This is a genomic window from Candidatus Endomicrobiellum agilis (genome assembly GCF_020328115.1).
GTDB lineage: Bacteria > Elusimicrobiota > Endomicrobiia > Endomicrobiales > Endomicrobiaceae > Endomicrobiellum > Endomicrobiellum agilis.
In genome coordinates this window covers 98,211-113,823 of the sequence record NZ_JAIXMW010000001.1, presented here as the reverse complement: position 1 = coordinate 113,823, position 15,613 = coordinate 98,211, and the positions used below count along the sequence as shown (strand labels likewise).

The 15,613-nt window shown below is 35.8% G+C and carries 13 protein-coding genes and 2 tRNA genes; 1 reads left to right on the top strand and 14 read right to left on the bottom strand.

Annotated elements, in window-relative coordinates; all coding sequences use genetic code 11:
• Positions 1-32 precede the first annotated feature (32 nt).
• The 11 genes from LE179_RS00515 to ribD all read right to left on the bottom strand — a co-directional run bounded on the left by LE179_RS00515 (position 33) and on the right by ribD (position 10,927).
• The gene (locus LE179_RS00515; protein WP_374128420.1) at positions 33-1,904 is read right to left on the bottom strand and encodes an NADH-ubiquinone oxidoreductase-F iron-sulfur binding region domain-containing protein; all 1,872 of its coding nucleotides are present in this window, start codon (positions 1,902-1,904) and stop codon (positions 33-35) included.
• Positions 1,904-2,392, bottom strand: coding sequence for an NAD(P)H-dependent oxidoreductase subunit E (locus LE179_RS00510; protein WP_374128419.1), 489 nt, complete (start codon positions 2,390-2,392; stop codon positions 1,904-1,906). The genes LE179_RS00515 and LE179_RS00510 overlap by 1 nt, the downstream gene beginning before the upstream one ends.
• Positions 2,393-3,459: 1,067 nt before the next feature.
• The gene (locus LE179_RS00505; RefSeq protein WP_374128418.1) at positions 3,460-4,629 is read right to left on the bottom strand and encodes a cation:proton antiporter; all 1,170 of its coding nucleotides are present in this window, start codon (positions 4,627-4,629) and stop codon (positions 3,460-3,462) included.
• Between the two features lie 173 nt (positions 4,630-4,802).
• Positions 4,803-5,498, bottom strand: coding sequence for an FAD-dependent thymidylate synthase (thyX, locus tag LE179_RS00500; protein ID WP_374128417.1), 696 nt, complete (start codon positions 5,496-5,498; stop codon positions 4,803-4,805).
• Positions 5,499-5,566: 68 nt separating this feature from the next.
• On the bottom strand, positions 5,567-6,856 hold the full coding sequence (locus LE179_RS00495) for an adenylosuccinate synthase (RefSeq protein ID WP_374128416.1): 1,290 nt from the start codon (positions 6,854-6,856) through the stop codon (positions 5,567-5,569).
• A gap of 93 nt (positions 6,857-6,949) precedes the next feature.
• Positions 6,950-7,022 (bottom strand) — tRNA-Glu (locus LE179_RS00490).
• A 6-nt stretch (positions 7,023-7,028) separates the two neighbouring features.
• Positions 7,029-7,101 (bottom strand) — tRNA-Lys (locus LE179_RS00485).
• Positions 7,102-7,227: 126 nt separating this feature from the next.
• Complete coding sequence (gene ribE, locus LE179_RS00480; protein WP_374128415.1) at positions 7,228-7,689, bottom strand: 6,7-dimethyl-8-ribityllumazine synthase; 462 nt, start codon at positions 7,687-7,689, stop codon at positions 7,228-7,230.
• Positions 7,690-7,875: 186 nt separating this feature from the next.
• On the bottom strand, positions 7,876-9,087 hold the full coding sequence (locus LE179_RS00475; RefSeq protein WP_374128414.1) for a bifunctional 3,4-dihydroxy-2-butanone-4-phosphate synthase/GTP cyclohydrolase II: 1,212 nt from the start codon (positions 9,085-9,087) through the stop codon (positions 7,876-7,878).
• A 33-nt stretch (positions 9,088-9,120) separates the two neighbouring features.
• The gene (locus tag LE179_RS00470) at positions 9,121-9,738 is read right to left on the bottom strand and encodes a riboflavin synthase (protein ID WP_374128413.1); all 618 of its coding nucleotides are present in this window, start codon (positions 9,736-9,738) and stop codon (positions 9,121-9,123) included.
• Between the two features lie 121 nt (positions 9,739-9,859).
• Positions 9,860-10,927, bottom strand: a complete 1,068-nt coding sequence (ribD, locus tag LE179_RS00465) for a bifunctional diaminohydroxyphosphoribosylaminopyrimidine deaminase/5-amino-6-(5-phosphoribosylamino)uracil reductase RibD (RefSeq protein WP_374128412.1) — start codon at positions 10,925-10,927, stop codon at positions 9,860-9,862.
• Positions 10,928-11,161: 234 nt separating this feature from the next.
• On the opposite strand from ribD, the gene LE179_RS00460 reads away from it, so the two are divergent.
• On the top strand, positions 11,162-11,641 hold the full coding sequence (locus tag LE179_RS00460) for a GatB/YqeY domain-containing protein (RefSeq protein ID WP_374128411.1): 480 nt from the start codon (positions 11,162-11,164) through the stop codon (positions 11,639-11,641).
• A 299-nt stretch (positions 11,642-11,940) separates the two neighbouring features.
• On the opposite strand, the gene LE179_RS00455 is transcribed toward LE179_RS00460, so the two are convergent.
• The 3 genes from LE179_RS00455 to argB form a co-directional block, all read right to left on the bottom strand.
• Positions 11,941-13,182: an argininosuccinate synthase gene (locus tag LE179_RS00455; RefSeq protein WP_374128410.1), complete on the bottom strand. Its 1,242-nt coding sequence runs from the start codon at positions 13,180-13,182 to the stop codon at positions 11,941-11,943.
• A complete protein-coding gene (locus LE179_RS00450; protein WP_374128409.1) occupies positions 13,164-14,363 on the bottom strand; it encodes an aspartate aminotransferase family protein in 1,200 nt (399 codons plus the stop codon). Before LE179_RS00450 ends, LE179_RS00455 begins: the two co-directional genes overlap by 19 nt.
• A 491-nt stretch (positions 14,364-14,854) precedes the next feature.
• Positions 14,855-15,613, bottom strand: coding sequence for an acetylglutamate kinase (gene argB / locus LE179_RS00445; RefSeq protein ID WP_374128408.1), 759 nt, complete (start codon positions 15,611-15,613; stop codon positions 14,855-14,857).

Genomic DNA, 15,613 nt, shown 5'->3' with positions numbered 1-15,613 from the left:
AACGCAAACACGATAATATATATGTTTAATGTTTAAGCTTTCTCTATTGCATTAAGTTTGCATGACTGCATACAAATACCACATTTTACGCATTTTATAACATCAATTTTATGCTTCTGCCCGCGTTCGCCGCTTATAGCCTTTACAGGACATTTCATTGAGCAAACCGTACAGCCGACGCATTTGTCAGTTATCCTATAGCTTATAAGATTTGCGCATTCACCCGCGGGGCATCTTTTTTCTTTAACATGAGCATCGTACTCATCTTTAAAATATTTTAACGTCGACAAAACCGGATTAGGAGCAGTTTTCCCAAGCCCGCATAGAGAACCTATTTGAACTGCTTTAGCAAGTTTTTCCAAAAGCGGAATAGTATTTTCGTCCGCTTTACCCTCGGTAATATCGTTGAGCATTAAAAGCATTTGTTTCGTTCCCTCGCGGCATAAAACACATTTTCCACAAGATTCATTTTGCGTAAACTGCATAAAAAACCTTGCAATATTTACCATACAAGTACTTTTATTCATTACCACAAGTCCGCCTGAACCTACCATAGCACCGACTCTTTTTAAAGAGTCAAAATCCAACGAAAGATCAAGGTGCCTTTCAGTCAAACAACCGCCTGAAGGTCCGCCTATCTGTACGGCTTTAAAGTTACTGTCTTTGACATGTCCTTTTTCATCTGTAACCCCGCCTGAAATGTCAAATATTATCTGCCTTAAAGTTGACCCCAAAGGAACTTCAATAAGTCCCGTATTCAAGACGTGTCCGGTTAACGCAAACGTTTTTGTCCCAGGGGAAGACGCAGTTCCTATCTTTCTGAAAACGTCTGCGCCATAATTTATTATCATGGGAATAGCCGCAAGAGTTTCAACATTATTTATCGTAGTAGGTTTTCCCCATAATCCACTCTGTGCGGGAAAAGGAGGTTTCGGCAAAGGCATTCCCCTTTTTCCTTCGACCGAAGCTATCAGCGCAATTTCCTCGCCGCATACAAAAGCACCGGCTCCTTCCATAACGTGAAGCGTAAAATTATGGTTTGATCCAAAAATGTTTTTTCCCAAAACTTTAATATCTGTAGCATCTTTTACCGCTTTTTTCATTCTCTTAACAGCAAGAGCGTATTCTGTTCTCACATACACGTATCCCTCATCGGCGCCAGTTGCTTTTGCCGCGATTATCAAACCTTCTATAACGCCGTGCGGATTTCCTTCCATAACACTTCTGTCCATAAATGCACCCGGATCACCTTCGTCGCCGTTACAAATAATATACTTTTTTGAAGCAGATTGACTTCTGGCTAAACTCCATTTTTTACCGACAGGAAATCCTCCGCCGCCGCGTCCCCTAAAACCTGATTCTAAAACCACATCGCATATTTCCTTATCGGTCATCTCCGCACAAGCTTTTTTTGCAGCTCTGTACCCTCCAATAGAAATATATTCTTTAATATTCTCGGGATCCATAATGCCGCATTGTTTAATAACCATTCTGTGCTGTTTCTTATAGAAAGGAATTTCATCTTGCCCTCTGCATACTTTCCCATTATCAGTATAACAAAGCCTATCTATAAGCTCTTCATTTTTTATGCTTTTCTCTAAAATTTCTTTTACATCGCTAACTTTAACTCTTATATAAAGTATCCCGGCAGGCAAAATATTTACAAGTGGACCTTTCTGGCAAAATCCCTGACAACCACTTTTAGACAAAAATGTTCCACTATTTTCTTCTCTCAATTCGATGTGTACATCCATTCCCAGTTCTTTCGCAGCATTTAAAAAACTTTCAAAAACTTTAATGGAGCCATTTGCAACGCAACCTGTGCCTGCGCAGATAATAATCCTTTTAGTTATATTTTTTCCGGCTTTTTGAACTGACTGGGCTATTTCATCTAAATCTACCACTATTTTACCTCCTCTTGACTCATTACTTTATCAATCAGTTTAACAACTCTATCGGAAGTCATCTGTCCGTGAACCTCTTCGTCCATAAGAAAAACAGGGGCAAGACCACATGCCCCAAGGCACGAAACCGTTTCAATTGTAAAAAGCATATCTTTTGTAGAGTATTCGAGTTCTTTTAACCCAAGCCTATTTTTTACCGCATCTATAAGACGATCGGATTTTTTTACGTGGCAGGCTATTCCATCACAAACTTTTATGATATGTTTACCTTTAGGTTTTAAAGTAAAATGCGCAAAAAACGTTGCGACCCCGTAAACTCTTGCGGGAGAAATTTTCAGTGATGACGCTATAAAATCTAAAATGTCTTCCGGCAAATACCTGTATTCTTCCTGAACCGACTGAAGAATAGCTATCAGCTTCGACTTATCAAAACTATTTTCTTCAAGAATCCGGCACACTGCCTCAAACTTACCGTAATCTGATTCCATTTGCTTACTCCTATGAGATTTTATAACAAATAACAAGCACTGCATTCCTGCATCATTTAACTTAACGTACTTTGATGCATTTTACCGTCATAATAGATTTGACCTATCATTTTATTCTATCACAATTATTTCGTTTATAGCGATAGACAAAGTTCGAATTGATATTACGCCAGCAAATAAATTTTTTTCTTTAGTCAAAAGACAAAAAAGTAGATTAAATATTTATCCAATAGTTATGGATATTATATACTTTTTATATACGGAATAAAAGGATTTATACTTGCTTTTGTTATCTTTATAGTTAAACACACTCACGTCATTTTATTTTTCAGCAAACATTTAAGACTTGCAAATAATTAAAACTTCAGAAGCATATATAATAATCACACCGTTCTTTATATAAAATCGAAGTACTTGTTTCCATTCTGGTTTTATGTTTCCGCTGTGGATATTTATAGCTAAGCGCTAAACAAGGCTTAACTCTCAATTAATTCTGATCCTTTCAAATGTTAAAAAACATAGATTTTAGCCATAGAAACCCGATATAAAAAACAAGCATAGAAACACTTACGACTTAAATTTATCAACACAACCAAAGAAAAAGAGCCTGTAGTTTTCTACAAGCTCTTCATTAATCACATAATAATTATTTCTCACTAAATCTTGTTGTTTTAATTTTGAGAAAACCACTTCTTTTATAAGAAGGTGATAAAATCAAACGCCCGAAGTCCAGACAGGAAAATTATCGAACCATTTCAAAAAGCGTTAAACAACCTTCAAGACGAATGCTTGTACAGGCGGAACTATTACAAGGAATGGAACAAACCACCCAGCTTTTCAAAATAATATCAATTACTCTATAATGTCACAATGTGGCTAAAGCCGTTAAATTACCAGCTATGTGCATTATCTAACTCTGTGTAATGTTGTTTTTGGCGGCGAGTGTGTTGATGTGCCGCACAAAATTTTTGCCTGTAAACAGTGATGGAAATAGCAAGTATTGCCTGAAATAGCCGAAATTATTTAGAAGTATCGATATTACTTTTTAACAATTTCTATTATTTCTATTATATCGAGCTACTTTTTTTCTGTTTTGATATAAGATGCTTTAATATTATCGGAGTAATAAAAGTCGTAAGCATCATAACTGCAACTAAAGCACTGTAATCTCGCGTTCCAAAAACATTATTTTTCAAACCAATTTCTGAAAATATTAATCCTACCTCACCGCGAGGCACCATTGAAACGCCTATTAAAAATTTATTTATTCCTTTTTTTAATACGGCAAAACCAGCAACTGCCTTACCTACAAAAGCAACAACAAAAAGTACTCCCGTTAAAATTAAAATTTCTCTGTTCGCAGCAACAAAAGGATTAAATGTGCTTATATCTACTTTAGTACCCATTACAACAAAAAATACAGGCACAAAAATCGCATAAATCGGTTTTATGCCTCTCTTTATTTCTTCGCTTTGTTTTATAGTTGAAAGAATAAGTCCAGCAACAAACGAGCCTACCATAGGAGCAAGCTCAATTTTAATTGAGAATGCCGATAAAACAAAACACAAAACAACACCCATAACAAATACTATATGAGCCTGCTTCATTTTTGAAACAAAATTAAAAACCGTAGGTACTATAAGCAAACCCACAGCAGTAGATAACGACAAAAACAGTATTGCGGTTCCGCTTATACGTACAACAGTCCCAAAACTGACGGCTCCTCCCGTAACAAGTCTCAAAACAACGGCAAGCATTGTAAGTCCTATAACATCGTCAATAACTGCAGCGCCAAGAACTATCTTTGCCTCTTCAGCTTCGAGATGTTTTAAATCCATGAACACTCTTATTGTAATACCTACAGAAGTCGCCGTAAGAACGGCACCGGCAAAAATTGCCTGTATATTTGTAAGTCCGAAGCGTAAAAATACAAAATATCCTAAAAAGTAAGGAACTATTACGCCAATAAACGCTACGGCCATCGCCCATCCGCTTGCTTTTAAAAATTCTTTTATATTGGTTGAAAGTCCGACTTCAAAAAGGAGAATTATTACGCCAAGTTCAGACATGTTTGACAAAACAGATGTTTCATGCACAATTCCTAAAACGCCAGGTCCTATAAAAATCCCCGCTAAAAGCTCGCCAATTATAGCGCTTTGTCCAAGTCTCAAAGCAATTTCCCCAAAAACTTTTGCAAAGAAAAGAATACTTGCTAAAGATATTAGGAAATCAAACACCTCATACACTATATCACTCCAGGAAATACATTACTATTCAGATTCAGATTCAGATTCAGATTCAGATTCAGATTCGCAATGCCGAAAAACTTGATTTGGAATTTAACTTAGCGCTTGCCGTTATCTGTTTGTCCAAGAAGAAATTGAATCAAGTTAAAAGTGAACAATAAAATTTAACGTTTTTTCCACGGCTTACCGCATGGAAAAGCCTCATGACAACCTTCTCTTAAGCAACTAGGTCCCGCATTAGAAAATAACAGCTCTGCTTTTTTTTTGACAAGTTTTAACATACGACGCGCCATATCATTCATTTCACCTTGCGCTCTGTTACAGCATCTCAATGAGAAAAAGTGTCTCAATTCTCTTGCATTCATCGTAACTATAATTTTTGTAGTTGAAGCATTAGGTAAAATACATCTAGCATCTTCCGCGGGAACACCTGCATCTAAAAATTCTTTATACAATTCTTTAACATTATTCTTAAAATCATTATATTTTTTTCGCAGGAGGGCGTTTTCTTTTATTGTCTTAGGACACACAAATTTAATGTCGTTCTCAAATTTTACATACCTCTGGCTCTGCACGGAAAAAGAGGCTATTCTGTGTCTTGTAAACTGCGCGAGCAAAGCACGCGAAACACCTTCAATTCCAAAAGTGAAGGAAGAATGTTCCAAAACAGAATGATGACCTGAAAAAATAATCTTATCAAGAAGTTCTTTGCTTTTCTCTTTTTTAAAATTCTTGAAGTTTTCATCAATGCTTTTAGAGCTATAACATAATCTTGCGGCTACAGCGCATATTTTTTCCGGATTACGAGTAAAATTTAAAAGTTTTACTTTCATATCTTTATAGTAAAATATTACATCCATTGACAAAAACATATGAATAAACTGATTTATCTACAACAAAGCCAAGTGGTGGAAAAACAATACAGCAATTAAAACCATTTTACGCCTTCTCTTACCTCTATAGTTTCTTCTCTTTTCCTTCCAAGAGAAATTAAATCTATCGGGGCACCGACAAGCTGTTCCAAACGCTTAACATATTTTCGCGCATTGATAGGCAGTTTTTCAAAATCAGTAACGCCTTTAACTTTCCCGTTGAATCCCGGCATTTCTTCATAAACTGGTTCAGCATATTTTTGAACTGTCCTTGAGGCAGGAAATTCTCTGTATATCTTACCTTTATATTTGTATGCAACGCATATCTTAATTTTATCTATAGCTTCCACACAGTCAAGCTTTGTAAGAATTAAATGCTTTATGCCGTTCACTCTTACGCTGTGTCTTACGACAACTGCATCAAACCATCCGCAACGGCGGGGTCTTCCGGTTGTCGCTCCGTATTCACCACCGTTTTCTCTTAAAAATTCTCCCATTTCATCAAAAAGCTCCACAGTAAAAGGTCCCTCACCGACTCTTGTAGTATAAGCCTTTACAACTCCTAAAACATTATCTATTTTTGTAGGACCGACGCCCGCACCGGAACATACGCCGCCGGCTATAGGGTTAGACGATGTTACAAAAGGATAAGTTCCGAAATCCAAATCAAGCAGGGTGCCTTGAGCGCTTTCAAAAAGTATTTTTTTATTTCTCTCTATCGCACTTTCAAGCATAACGCTTGTATCTGCAACAAAAGGTTCAAGAAACTTTGAAAGCTCTTCACGCTCTTTCAATATTTCCTCTTTTAAACCCGCAATATTCACTCCGCTATTTTTTAATATAGGCAATTTTTCAATAAAATTTTTCTCAAGTAAATCTTTAAAAACGTCTTCTTCTAAATAGTCAATAACTCTTATCCCTATCCTCTTTACTTTATCCGCATACGCGGGTCCTATCCCTCTTCTTGTGGTGCCTATTTTAACATTTTCATCTTCGAGAATTCCATCAATAATCTTATGATAAGGAAGTATAATATGAGCTTGCTCGCTTATAAAAAATCTTTCTCCAACGGGGATATGATTATCATTTAATATGGCGATTTCTTCTTTTAAAGCTTTAGGATCCACTACAACACCGTTTGTAATCAAGCAATATTTTTCGGGAAAGAGTATCCCTGATGGTATTAAATGAAGAATAAAAGGCTTATTTTCATAAATTAAGGTATGACCTGCATTATTTCCGCCCTGATAACGAACAATATAATCCGCCTGCTTTGCAAGATAATGGACGACTTTTCCCTTACCTTCATCTCCCCACTGCGTTCCTAAAACAACTAATGTTGACATGATTACCTTCCATAAAACAAAATAACATTAAACTCTTGAAAAAAACAAGGTCTAAATGATCCGATATTCGTTGTGACATGTCTTAAAAACAAGCGCTCCCAACGAGATTTGAACTCGTGTCGCAGGATTGAAAATCCTGTGTCCTAGACCCCTAGACGATGGGAGCAAAAAATGAGCCCGGTGCGATTCGAACGCACGACAACCTCATTAAAAGTGAGGTGCTCTACCAGCTGAGCTACGGGCCCATCACATGACATAAAAGGAATTATTAAAACTAATAACAGATTGCAGAATTGAACTAAATTACTATGAATAATGGATAATTTTAATAATTAATAATCTTTGAAAGATAACATAAAAATGCTTTTTTGTCAAATTACAGAATATAAATTTACCATTTCTATTGCGCTCATCGCTGCATCAGACCCTTTGTTTCCCGCTTTAGTGCCGGCTCTTTCAATGGCCTGTTCTATGGAATCCGTTGTCAACACGCCAAAAATCACCGGAACCTCACTCTGAAGCGATACAGAAGCAACGCCTTTTGAAACTTCGGATGAGACATAATCAAAATGCGGAGTAGCTCCTCTTATAACGCAACCAAGGCAGATTATTCCATCAACTTTTTTGTTTTCTGCAATTTTTTTTGCGACTGCGGGAATTTCAAAAGCTCCTGGAACCCAATAAACAGAAATATCTTCATCTGCAACTGAATGTCTTTTAAGAATATCCTCCGCGCCGCTTATAAGTTTATTTGTTATAAATTCATTAAACCTCGATACCACTATTGCAAATTTTTTCCCGTGTGCATTTAACTGCCCGCCAACAATATTCATTCTATCCTCTCTATCTTTTCATTTATGTTTGCCATTATAAACAACAAAGCAAGTATAACGATTGACTTCCTTAAAAATACAGAATACCGCAATTTTATAACGACAAATGCGAAATTATCGTTGATTTTACAATTATCTCCCCATTCACAACTCCTAAAGACAGCAGTACGTTCCATAATAAAATATTTAAACTGTCTCTAATATATGCCCCATCTTCTCTTTTTTAGTTTTTAAATATCCTTTATTAAACTCCGTAGGATTAATCTCCACCGGGACCCTTTTTGCAACTTTTAAACCGTATCCTTCAAGTTCTTCTACCTTTCTGGGATTATTAGTCATAAGATTAATACTCTTTATATCGAGTTCAGATAACATCTGAGCAGCTATTCCATAATCTCTTAAATCCGGCTTAAACCCAAGCGCTTCATTAGCTTCTACAGTGTCCATGCCTTTTTCCTGTAAACTATAAGCTTTAAGTTTATTTACAAGTCCTATTCCTCTGCCTTCCTGATGCATATACAAAACCACGCCTTGCCCCGCTTTTTCAATGGTTTTTAAAGCCGTTTTAAGCTGCTCACCGCAGTCGCACCTTAAAGAGTGAAATATATCTCCCGTTTCACATGACGAATGAAGTCTTACTAAAACGTCCTGCTCGCCTTTTACACTGCCCTTTACAATCGCAAGGTGAAAATCTTTCGTTATCGTATCTTCAAATAAAATAAGTTTAAAGTATCCGTATCTTGTAGGCAAATCAACGCTTACAAGTTCGTTGACAAGTTTTTCAGTCCGACGCCTATAATTTACAAGCTCTTCTATTGTTATAATCTTCAAATCGTGCTTCTTTGCAAACTCTATCAAATCAGGCATTCTCGCCATTGTTCCATCGCCATTCATTATTTCACATATAACTCCAGCAGGATAAAATCCCGCAAGTTTGACTAAATCAACAGCCGCTTCCGTATGCCCCGTCCTGACTAAAACACCACCTTCCCTATATCTCAAAGGAAATGTGTGACCAGGTCTCGTAAAATCTTCAGGCTTTGTAGTTTTATCAATAAGCTTCCTGACAGTAATAGATCTATCATAAGCCGATATGCCCGTTGTAGTACCTATTTTATAGTCGACAGACACCGTGAAAGAACAACCTTTTTTTTCTGTCGGCTTTTCAACCATATTTTTTATTTCAAGCTCTTCAAGCCTTTCATGTTCCATCGGAACGCAAACAAGACCTCTTGCATACTTTGCCATAAAATTTATAATTTCAGGAGAAGTTTTTTCAGCAGCACAAACCAAATCTCCTTCATTTTCTCTGCCGGGATCATCAACAACAATAACCATTTTCCCCGCTTTAATGTCTCTAATCGCATCTTCTACCGACGTAAAAATTTTGCTCTTCATATAAACTCCATTTGCATATACAATGCATCCGCGTTAAAAAAAACCATTTTCTTTTAACATTTCAAGCGAAATATTATCTGCTCTTTTACTCACAAACTTTTTTACGTATTTAGCAAGAATATCAGTCTCAATATTTACTTTACTCCCTTCTTTTTTAAACCGCATAATTGTATTATTAAAAGTCTCAGGTATAATAAAAATTTCAAATCCTAAAGTTGACACAGATGAAAGCGTTAAACTTATGCCATCAACCGCAACAGAACCCTTGTCAACGCAGTATGCGGATATATTTTCTCCGCAAGAAAATATAACTCTAAAAAAATGTCCAAGCTTCTCTATTTTTTCTATTTCAGCGGTACCGTCAACATGCCCGCTTACTATATGTCCACCAAACCGCGAAGACAATTTTATAGCGCGTTCTAAATTGACTTTTGAATTCTGTTTTAATTTTGAAAGCGACGTAATCCTATCAGTATTGGGACTGTAATCAGCAACAAAACCGTCTTTATTTACAAAGACTGCAGTCAAACATACTCCATTGACTGAGATACTGTCACCTTTTGTAATATCGTCGAGCTTTGTTCTAATTTCAATCTTAGAATCTAAAACACTTTTGACTGTACCTATATCTTCAATTAAACCTGTAAACATCTGCTATTCCTTCAGATTTGCTATTTTGAGGAAATGAAGCAATCAAAAGTTTATTTTCCCAAAATCTCTTAAAAGCTCTTTAACATTACCGTTCGGGTCTTCCAGAACTACACGTAAAACATCATTTAATTCGTCCTGTTACAAGCAAATCAAAGCCTACTTTTTTTACTTTCATATTTTTTACAGGCAACGATTCCGATATTTTTTTCACTCCCGCGCCACCTACAACAGAAATCGCAGTTTTGCCACCAGCTATCTTTGGAGCAATAAAAAAATATATGTCATTCACTGCGTTTGAAAATAAAGCCGAAGCAATTATTTCGCTACCGCCTTCTATTAAAATTCTTTTTAGCGAAAGATAATTTAGCTTTTTTACTACCACATTAAAATCTTTTCTTGCAGCATCAATATCAATAGGAGATAGAATTATTCCTTCTTTTTTCAAATGTTCCGGTATACTTTTGACATTCGAATCATAAATAACAATTGTCGGAACACATACATCAAACAAATGATGAGACTCCGGAAGCTTTAATTTCGAATCTATAACAACTCTTATCGGATTTTTTAAGTTTTTTGAATGCGTCGTAAGAAAAGGATTATCTTTAAGTGCCGTATTCGTGCCTACAAGAACTGCATCATAACGTGATCTCATTTTGTGTACAAAATTTCTCGATTCTTCTGATGTTATCCATTTTGAATCATATCCATAAGTTGCAATTTTGCCGTCTAGAGTCATCGCCGCTTTAACTGAAACTTTAGGTTTACTTTTTAAATACTTTAGATAATCTTTAATCAGAACTTCAGCTTGCTTTTTTAACAAGCCTTCATAAACCTCAATATTATTTTTCTGCAACACTTCTCTGCTGCCCGAGACATTGCTGTCAGGTATTGCGTAATAAACCCTCTTTATACCGGCTTTTACAATCGCGAGAGTACACGGAGGTTTTTTGCCATAACTGTTGCAAGGTTCAAGCGTAACGTACAAGTCTGCGCCTTCAGCATTTCCTCCTGCATCTCTAAGAGCATTTATCTCAGCATGATTACCACCGAAATGTTGATGCCACCCTTTTCCCACAACTTTATTATCTTTTACAATCACACAGCCTACTAAAGGATTGGGATAAACTCTGCCTTTTCCTTTTTTTGCAAGGTTCAACGCAATTTGCATATAATTATTGTCGTTCATATGAAACCCTAAAAAAATTTTCTCTGCGGAGGAAGCGCAAACGAACCATCTTTGCAAAAACTTTTGTCAATTATACTCATTTTTTGCCCGTTCTGTCAATCAATATTTCTGCTAATACGAGAATTTAGTATAATAAAAATATCAACAATTTTCTTTCAAAAATTACAATATTACTTGCTTTTATCGGCGTATAAAATTATGATATTCCTCAAAATATAAACGACGGAGAAAAAAATGACAGACAATGAAATGGTTAAAAGGCTTAAATCGGACTTGACAACTTATATGAAAGCTAAAGACATGGAAAAGTTAAACATCATAAGAGGCATACTCAACGAGATAAATATACGCGATATGAAAAATATTAAAATCAATAACGAAGAAGTTGTAAAAGTATTGAGAAGCGAAGTAAAAAAGCGTAAAGAATCCATTGAAAGTTTCAAAAAAGTCGCAAGACAAGATTTAATAGACAAAGAAAGCAGAGAAATTACGGTAATTAAACAATATCTTCCCGTTGAAATGTCCGATGAAGAACTCTTTAATAAAGTTAAAGCTATTGCGGACGCTTCTATAGATAAAAGTTTTGGTGGCGTTATTAAAGCGGCGATAATCAGCGCAAATGGAAAAGCCGACGGAAAACGCATTTCTGCGACTGTCAAAAAAGTATTGGGAATAGCTAGCATTCTCGAATCTAAAGACTGCATAAATAATTAATAGAAAATAACAAATATAGAGTCAACGCCAAAGCAATATTCTGCATCAATCTTACAATCATAGTAAAAAATATACAAGTAGATCCCAAATCATGACACCACATATATTTGTTTTCCCACTCTCTATCCACATTGAAAAAGGAAAGAGGAAAAGCAAAATAAAGAAAATAAGAATCGCTATAGGTGTCAATAATCCGGAATTTATTTTACCGGTTGTTTTTTTAATACATACCTAACCGCATTTCATAAGACAATGACATTGTAAACGCTTTGTAGAAAACAAAAAAGTCGTTATTAGTTTTATTTACTTTTTCTTAGCATAGCCTGTACTTTTGTCGGCAACCCCCAAAGATTAATAAATCCTTCGGCATCTTTATGATTATAAATCTCATCTTTCTCAAAAGTTGCAAGCTTTTCTGAATACAAAGAATGCTTTGCTTCTCTTGCAGCAGTTATAATATTTCCTTTATAAAGTTTCAATTTTACACTGCCGGTAACATATTTCTGCGTCTTGTCGACAAAAGCATCAAGAGCTTCTCTGAGCGGCGAAAACCATAAACCGTAATATGCAATTTCGGCATATTTAGGACCAAGTAATTGCTTAAAATGCAGTGTATCGCGATCAACGGAAATCGATTCAAGTTCTTTATGCGCTGCATATAAAACAGCTGCCGCGGGAGATTCATAAACACCTCTTGACTTCATACCGACAAGTCTATTTTCAACTATATCAGTTCTTCCTATGCTGTTTGCACCTGCAATTTTATTTAGTTTTGTAATCAATTCCACTGGCGAAAACTTATTGCCATCTATAGAAACAGGGATACCCTGCTCAAATACTATAGTAAGATATGTGGGTTTATTCGGAGCTTTCTCAGGAGAAACAGTCATTTTAAACATTGACTCATCATATTCATTATCAAGGTCTTCTAAAACACCGCCCTCATAAGAAATATGCCATAAATTTGCATCTGAAGAATACGGTTTTGCTTTTGTTACAGGGATAGGAATGTTCCTTTTTTTAGCATAATCAATAGCGTCTTCTCTCGACTTTATATCCCATTCCCTCCAAGGAGCTATAATTTTTATATTTGGGATTAAAGATTTAAAAGCAAGTTCAAACCGCACCTGATCGTTTCCTTTGCCCGTTGCGCCATGGCAAACAGCATCGGCTTTTTCTTTTTTTACAATACCTGCAATTTTGTCGGCAATTATCGGTCTTGCAAGCGCCGTCCCTAAATAATATCTATCTTCGTATAAAGCGTTCGCTTTTATCGCGGGATAAATATAATCCGTGACAAACTCCTCTTTCGCATCAATTATATATGATTTTGAAGCACCGGTTTTTTTTGCTTTTTCGTCTAATCCTTCAAGTTCTTTCCCCTGCCCCACGTCGACACAACACGCCACAACTTCGCATCCGTAATTCTCTTTTATCCATGATAAAATGATAGACGTATCAAGTCCGCCAGAATAAGCTACAACTACTTTTTTAACCGCATCTTTACCTATGGGTTTACTGCTTACTTTGTTAACTTCCATTTTAATGCCTCCTCCAAAATTTTCACAGCAAAATCTACATCTTTTTTCGTAATTGTAAGCGGCGGTAACAATCTTAATACTGTCTCTTGAGTACAATTTATAATCAAACCTCTATCCATACAATAACTTACAATATCTTTGCCGCTTACTTTAAGACATATGCCAATCATTAAACCAAGTCCCCTGATACATTCTATAACTGAATACTTCTCTTTTAAATCTTCAAGTTTTACACGGAGATATTCCGCAGTTTTTGAAGAAGTTCTCAAGAACTTTGAATTGATAATTTTTAACACCGCAAGAGCCGCAGCACATGATACAGGATTTCCTCCGAAAGTAGAACCATGTTCTCCGTATGAAAACGCTTCAGCGCACTTTTCTCCAGCGATGGTAGCTCCTAAAGGCAGTCCGTTAGCCAAAGATTTTGCCAAAGTGACAATATCCGGTTTAACATCGTAATTTTCAAAAGCATAAAATTTTCCTGTACGACCCACGCCACATTGTATCTCGTCAAAAATCAAAAGAAGATTATTCTCATCACAAAATGCCCTCAAGTCTTTTAAAAATACCTTATCGGAGGGAATTATCCCCCCTTCGCCCTGTATAGGTTCTATCATTACGGCAACGGTTCTATCATTTAAAAGTTTTTTTACCGAATCTATATTATTGATTTCAGCAAAAACAAATCCATCACATAACGGTTTAAAAAACTCATGAAATTTCTCCTGACCTGTTGCGGAAAGCGTAGTGAGCGTCCTTCCGTGAAATGAATTTGTGAAGCAAATTATTTCATATCTGTTTCCCTTTTTTGAAGGATTCAAAAAACCCCATTTCTTTGCAATCTTTATCGCGCATTCGTTCGCTTCCGCTCCGGAATTTGAAAGAAAAACTCTTCCGCTCACGGGAAATATTCTCTTAACAAGCTCCTCGCCTAATTTAATCTGTGGCAGCGCATAATATAAATTTGAAACATGCGCAAAACTGTCCAACTGTTTTTTTACTGCCTTTATGACGGCTTCATTGCAATGTCCGACGTTACATACGCTTATACCAGCAAAAAAGTCAAGATATTTTTTACCGTTTCTATCCCATATAAACCGGTTTTTAGCTTTTTTCACAACTAAGTTAATACGCTTATATGTATGCATAAAATAATTATCTTCAATTTGTTTTATATCCATATTAACCTCTTTTTTAATAATTCTGATAACTTAAATAATCAGAGATTTTTTTAAATATTTCAGAAGCAATTTCAAAATCTTATCTTTATGAAAGAAAATCAATGGCATTTCATTTTGCTATTTGATAAAAGTCTTCTAAATACAATAATTTTTGATATTAAATCAAAATTCGTTTTAAACAAATCGGAGATATTAACTTCACAGTCTTTTAAGTGCTTAACTATTTTATACCATAAAATATTTGCGACTCAATTTCAGAATTCTCAAGATAAAGAATTCTTTTTTATAATAGACTTTTATTTTCTATTATTAAGCTAGTATCCACAAAATACACAATTCTATTGATTTCATTGTTCCCATAGGTTTTTGTACTGCAGCCAACTTCTTTTTATCAATCCGTTCTCTTTTTTTTATAATAGAATCGCGACCATTCCATCATCAATACACTGTTCAATACAATCGACTTGACATATATTTACCTCAAACTTTCTCTACCTATCTCTCTTTTTTATTACTGTTCCATTTATTTTTTGTATCCCGCTTATCCCTTCCGCTATCCAAACTTCTTTTACGCCTTTTTTAACGGATTCGGCGCAGCCTCTAATCTTCGGTATCATTCCGCCTGTTATTGTTTCGTCTTTTATTAAAGAGTTTATTTCTTCAATTTTAATTTCTTTAATTGTATTTTTATTTTTATCAAGCACCCCGGCAACATCCGTCAAAAATATAAGTTTCTGCGCTTTAAAAGCCGCTGCTATTGAAGCGGCTAAAGTGTCAGCGTTGACATTTACGACATTGCCTTCAGCATCAGCGGCAATAGAAGCTATAACCGGCAGAAATCCAGCTTTTATTAAAATGTCTATAAGTTTTCTGTTTATTTTAACCGGCTCACCGACAAAACCAAGTCGTTCAACTTGCCTGCATACTACGCTTTTTCCATCTTTCCCGGATATTCCGACAGCATTTGCGCCGTTTTTTATAAGCCCTGTGGTTAAAACTCTGTTTACTTTACCACTCAAAGCCATTTCAACAACGCCTAACGTATCCGCGTCGGTAAATCTTAAACCGTCCACAAATTTACTTTCCATCGCAAATTTCTCAAGAAGCGCATTTATTTCGGGTCCACCGCCATGAACTAAAATAATATTTTGTTTTCGTGAAATTAAAGCTAGTTCTTCAAGAAATTTACTCTGCGCCAACGGACTTTTGGTTAAACTTCCGCCGAACTTCACTACCATTAACGTCTTCAT

What these genes read in the sequence shown, in the direction of transcription:
- LE179_RS00475 (WP_374128414.1), bottom strand. Translation starts at nt 9,087, where the DNA reads ATGAAGAGCAAAATTTTTACGTCGGTAGAAGATGCGATTAGAGACATT.
- LE179_RS00455 (WP_374128410.1), bottom strand. Translation starts at nt 13,182, where the DNA reads ATGGAAGTTAACAAAGTAAGCAGTAAACCCATAGGTAAAGATGCGGTT.
- ribD (WP_374128412.1), bottom strand. Translation starts at nt 10,927, where the DNA reads ATGAACGACAATAATTATATGCAAATTGCGTTGAACCTTGCAAAAAAA.
- LE179_RS00460 (WP_374128411.1), top strand. Translation starts at nt 11,162, where the DNA reads ATGACAGACAATGAAATGGTTAAAAGGCTTAAATCGGACTTGACAACT.
- LE179_RS00450 (WP_374128409.1), bottom strand. Translation starts at nt 14,363, where the DNA reads ATGGATATAAAACAAATTGAAGATAATTATTTTATGCATACATATAAG.
- LE179_RS00510 (WP_374128419.1), bottom strand. Translation starts at nt 2,392, where the DNA reads ATGGAATCAGATTACGGTAAGTTTGAGGCAGTGTGCCGGATTCTTGAA.
- argB (WP_374128408.1), bottom strand. Translation starts at nt 15,613, where the DNA reads ATGAAGACGTTAATGGTAGTGAAGTTCGGCGGAAGTTTAACCAAAAGT.
- ribE (WP_374128415.1), bottom strand. Translation starts at nt 7,689, where the DNA reads ATGAATATTGTTGGCGGGCAGTTAAATGCACACGGGAAAAAATTTGCA.
- LE179_RS00470 (WP_374128413.1), bottom strand. Translation starts at nt 9,738, where the DNA reads ATGTTTACAGGTTTAATTGAAGATATAGGTACAGTCAAAAGTGTTTTA.
- thyX (WP_374128417.1), bottom strand. Translation starts at nt 5,498, where the DNA reads ATGGATGTAATATTTTACTATAAAGATATGAAAGTAAAACTTTTAAAT.
- LE179_RS00495 (WP_374128416.1), bottom strand. Translation starts at nt 6,856, where the DNA reads ATGTCAACATTAGTTGTTTTAGGAACGCAGTGGGGAGATGAAGGTAAG.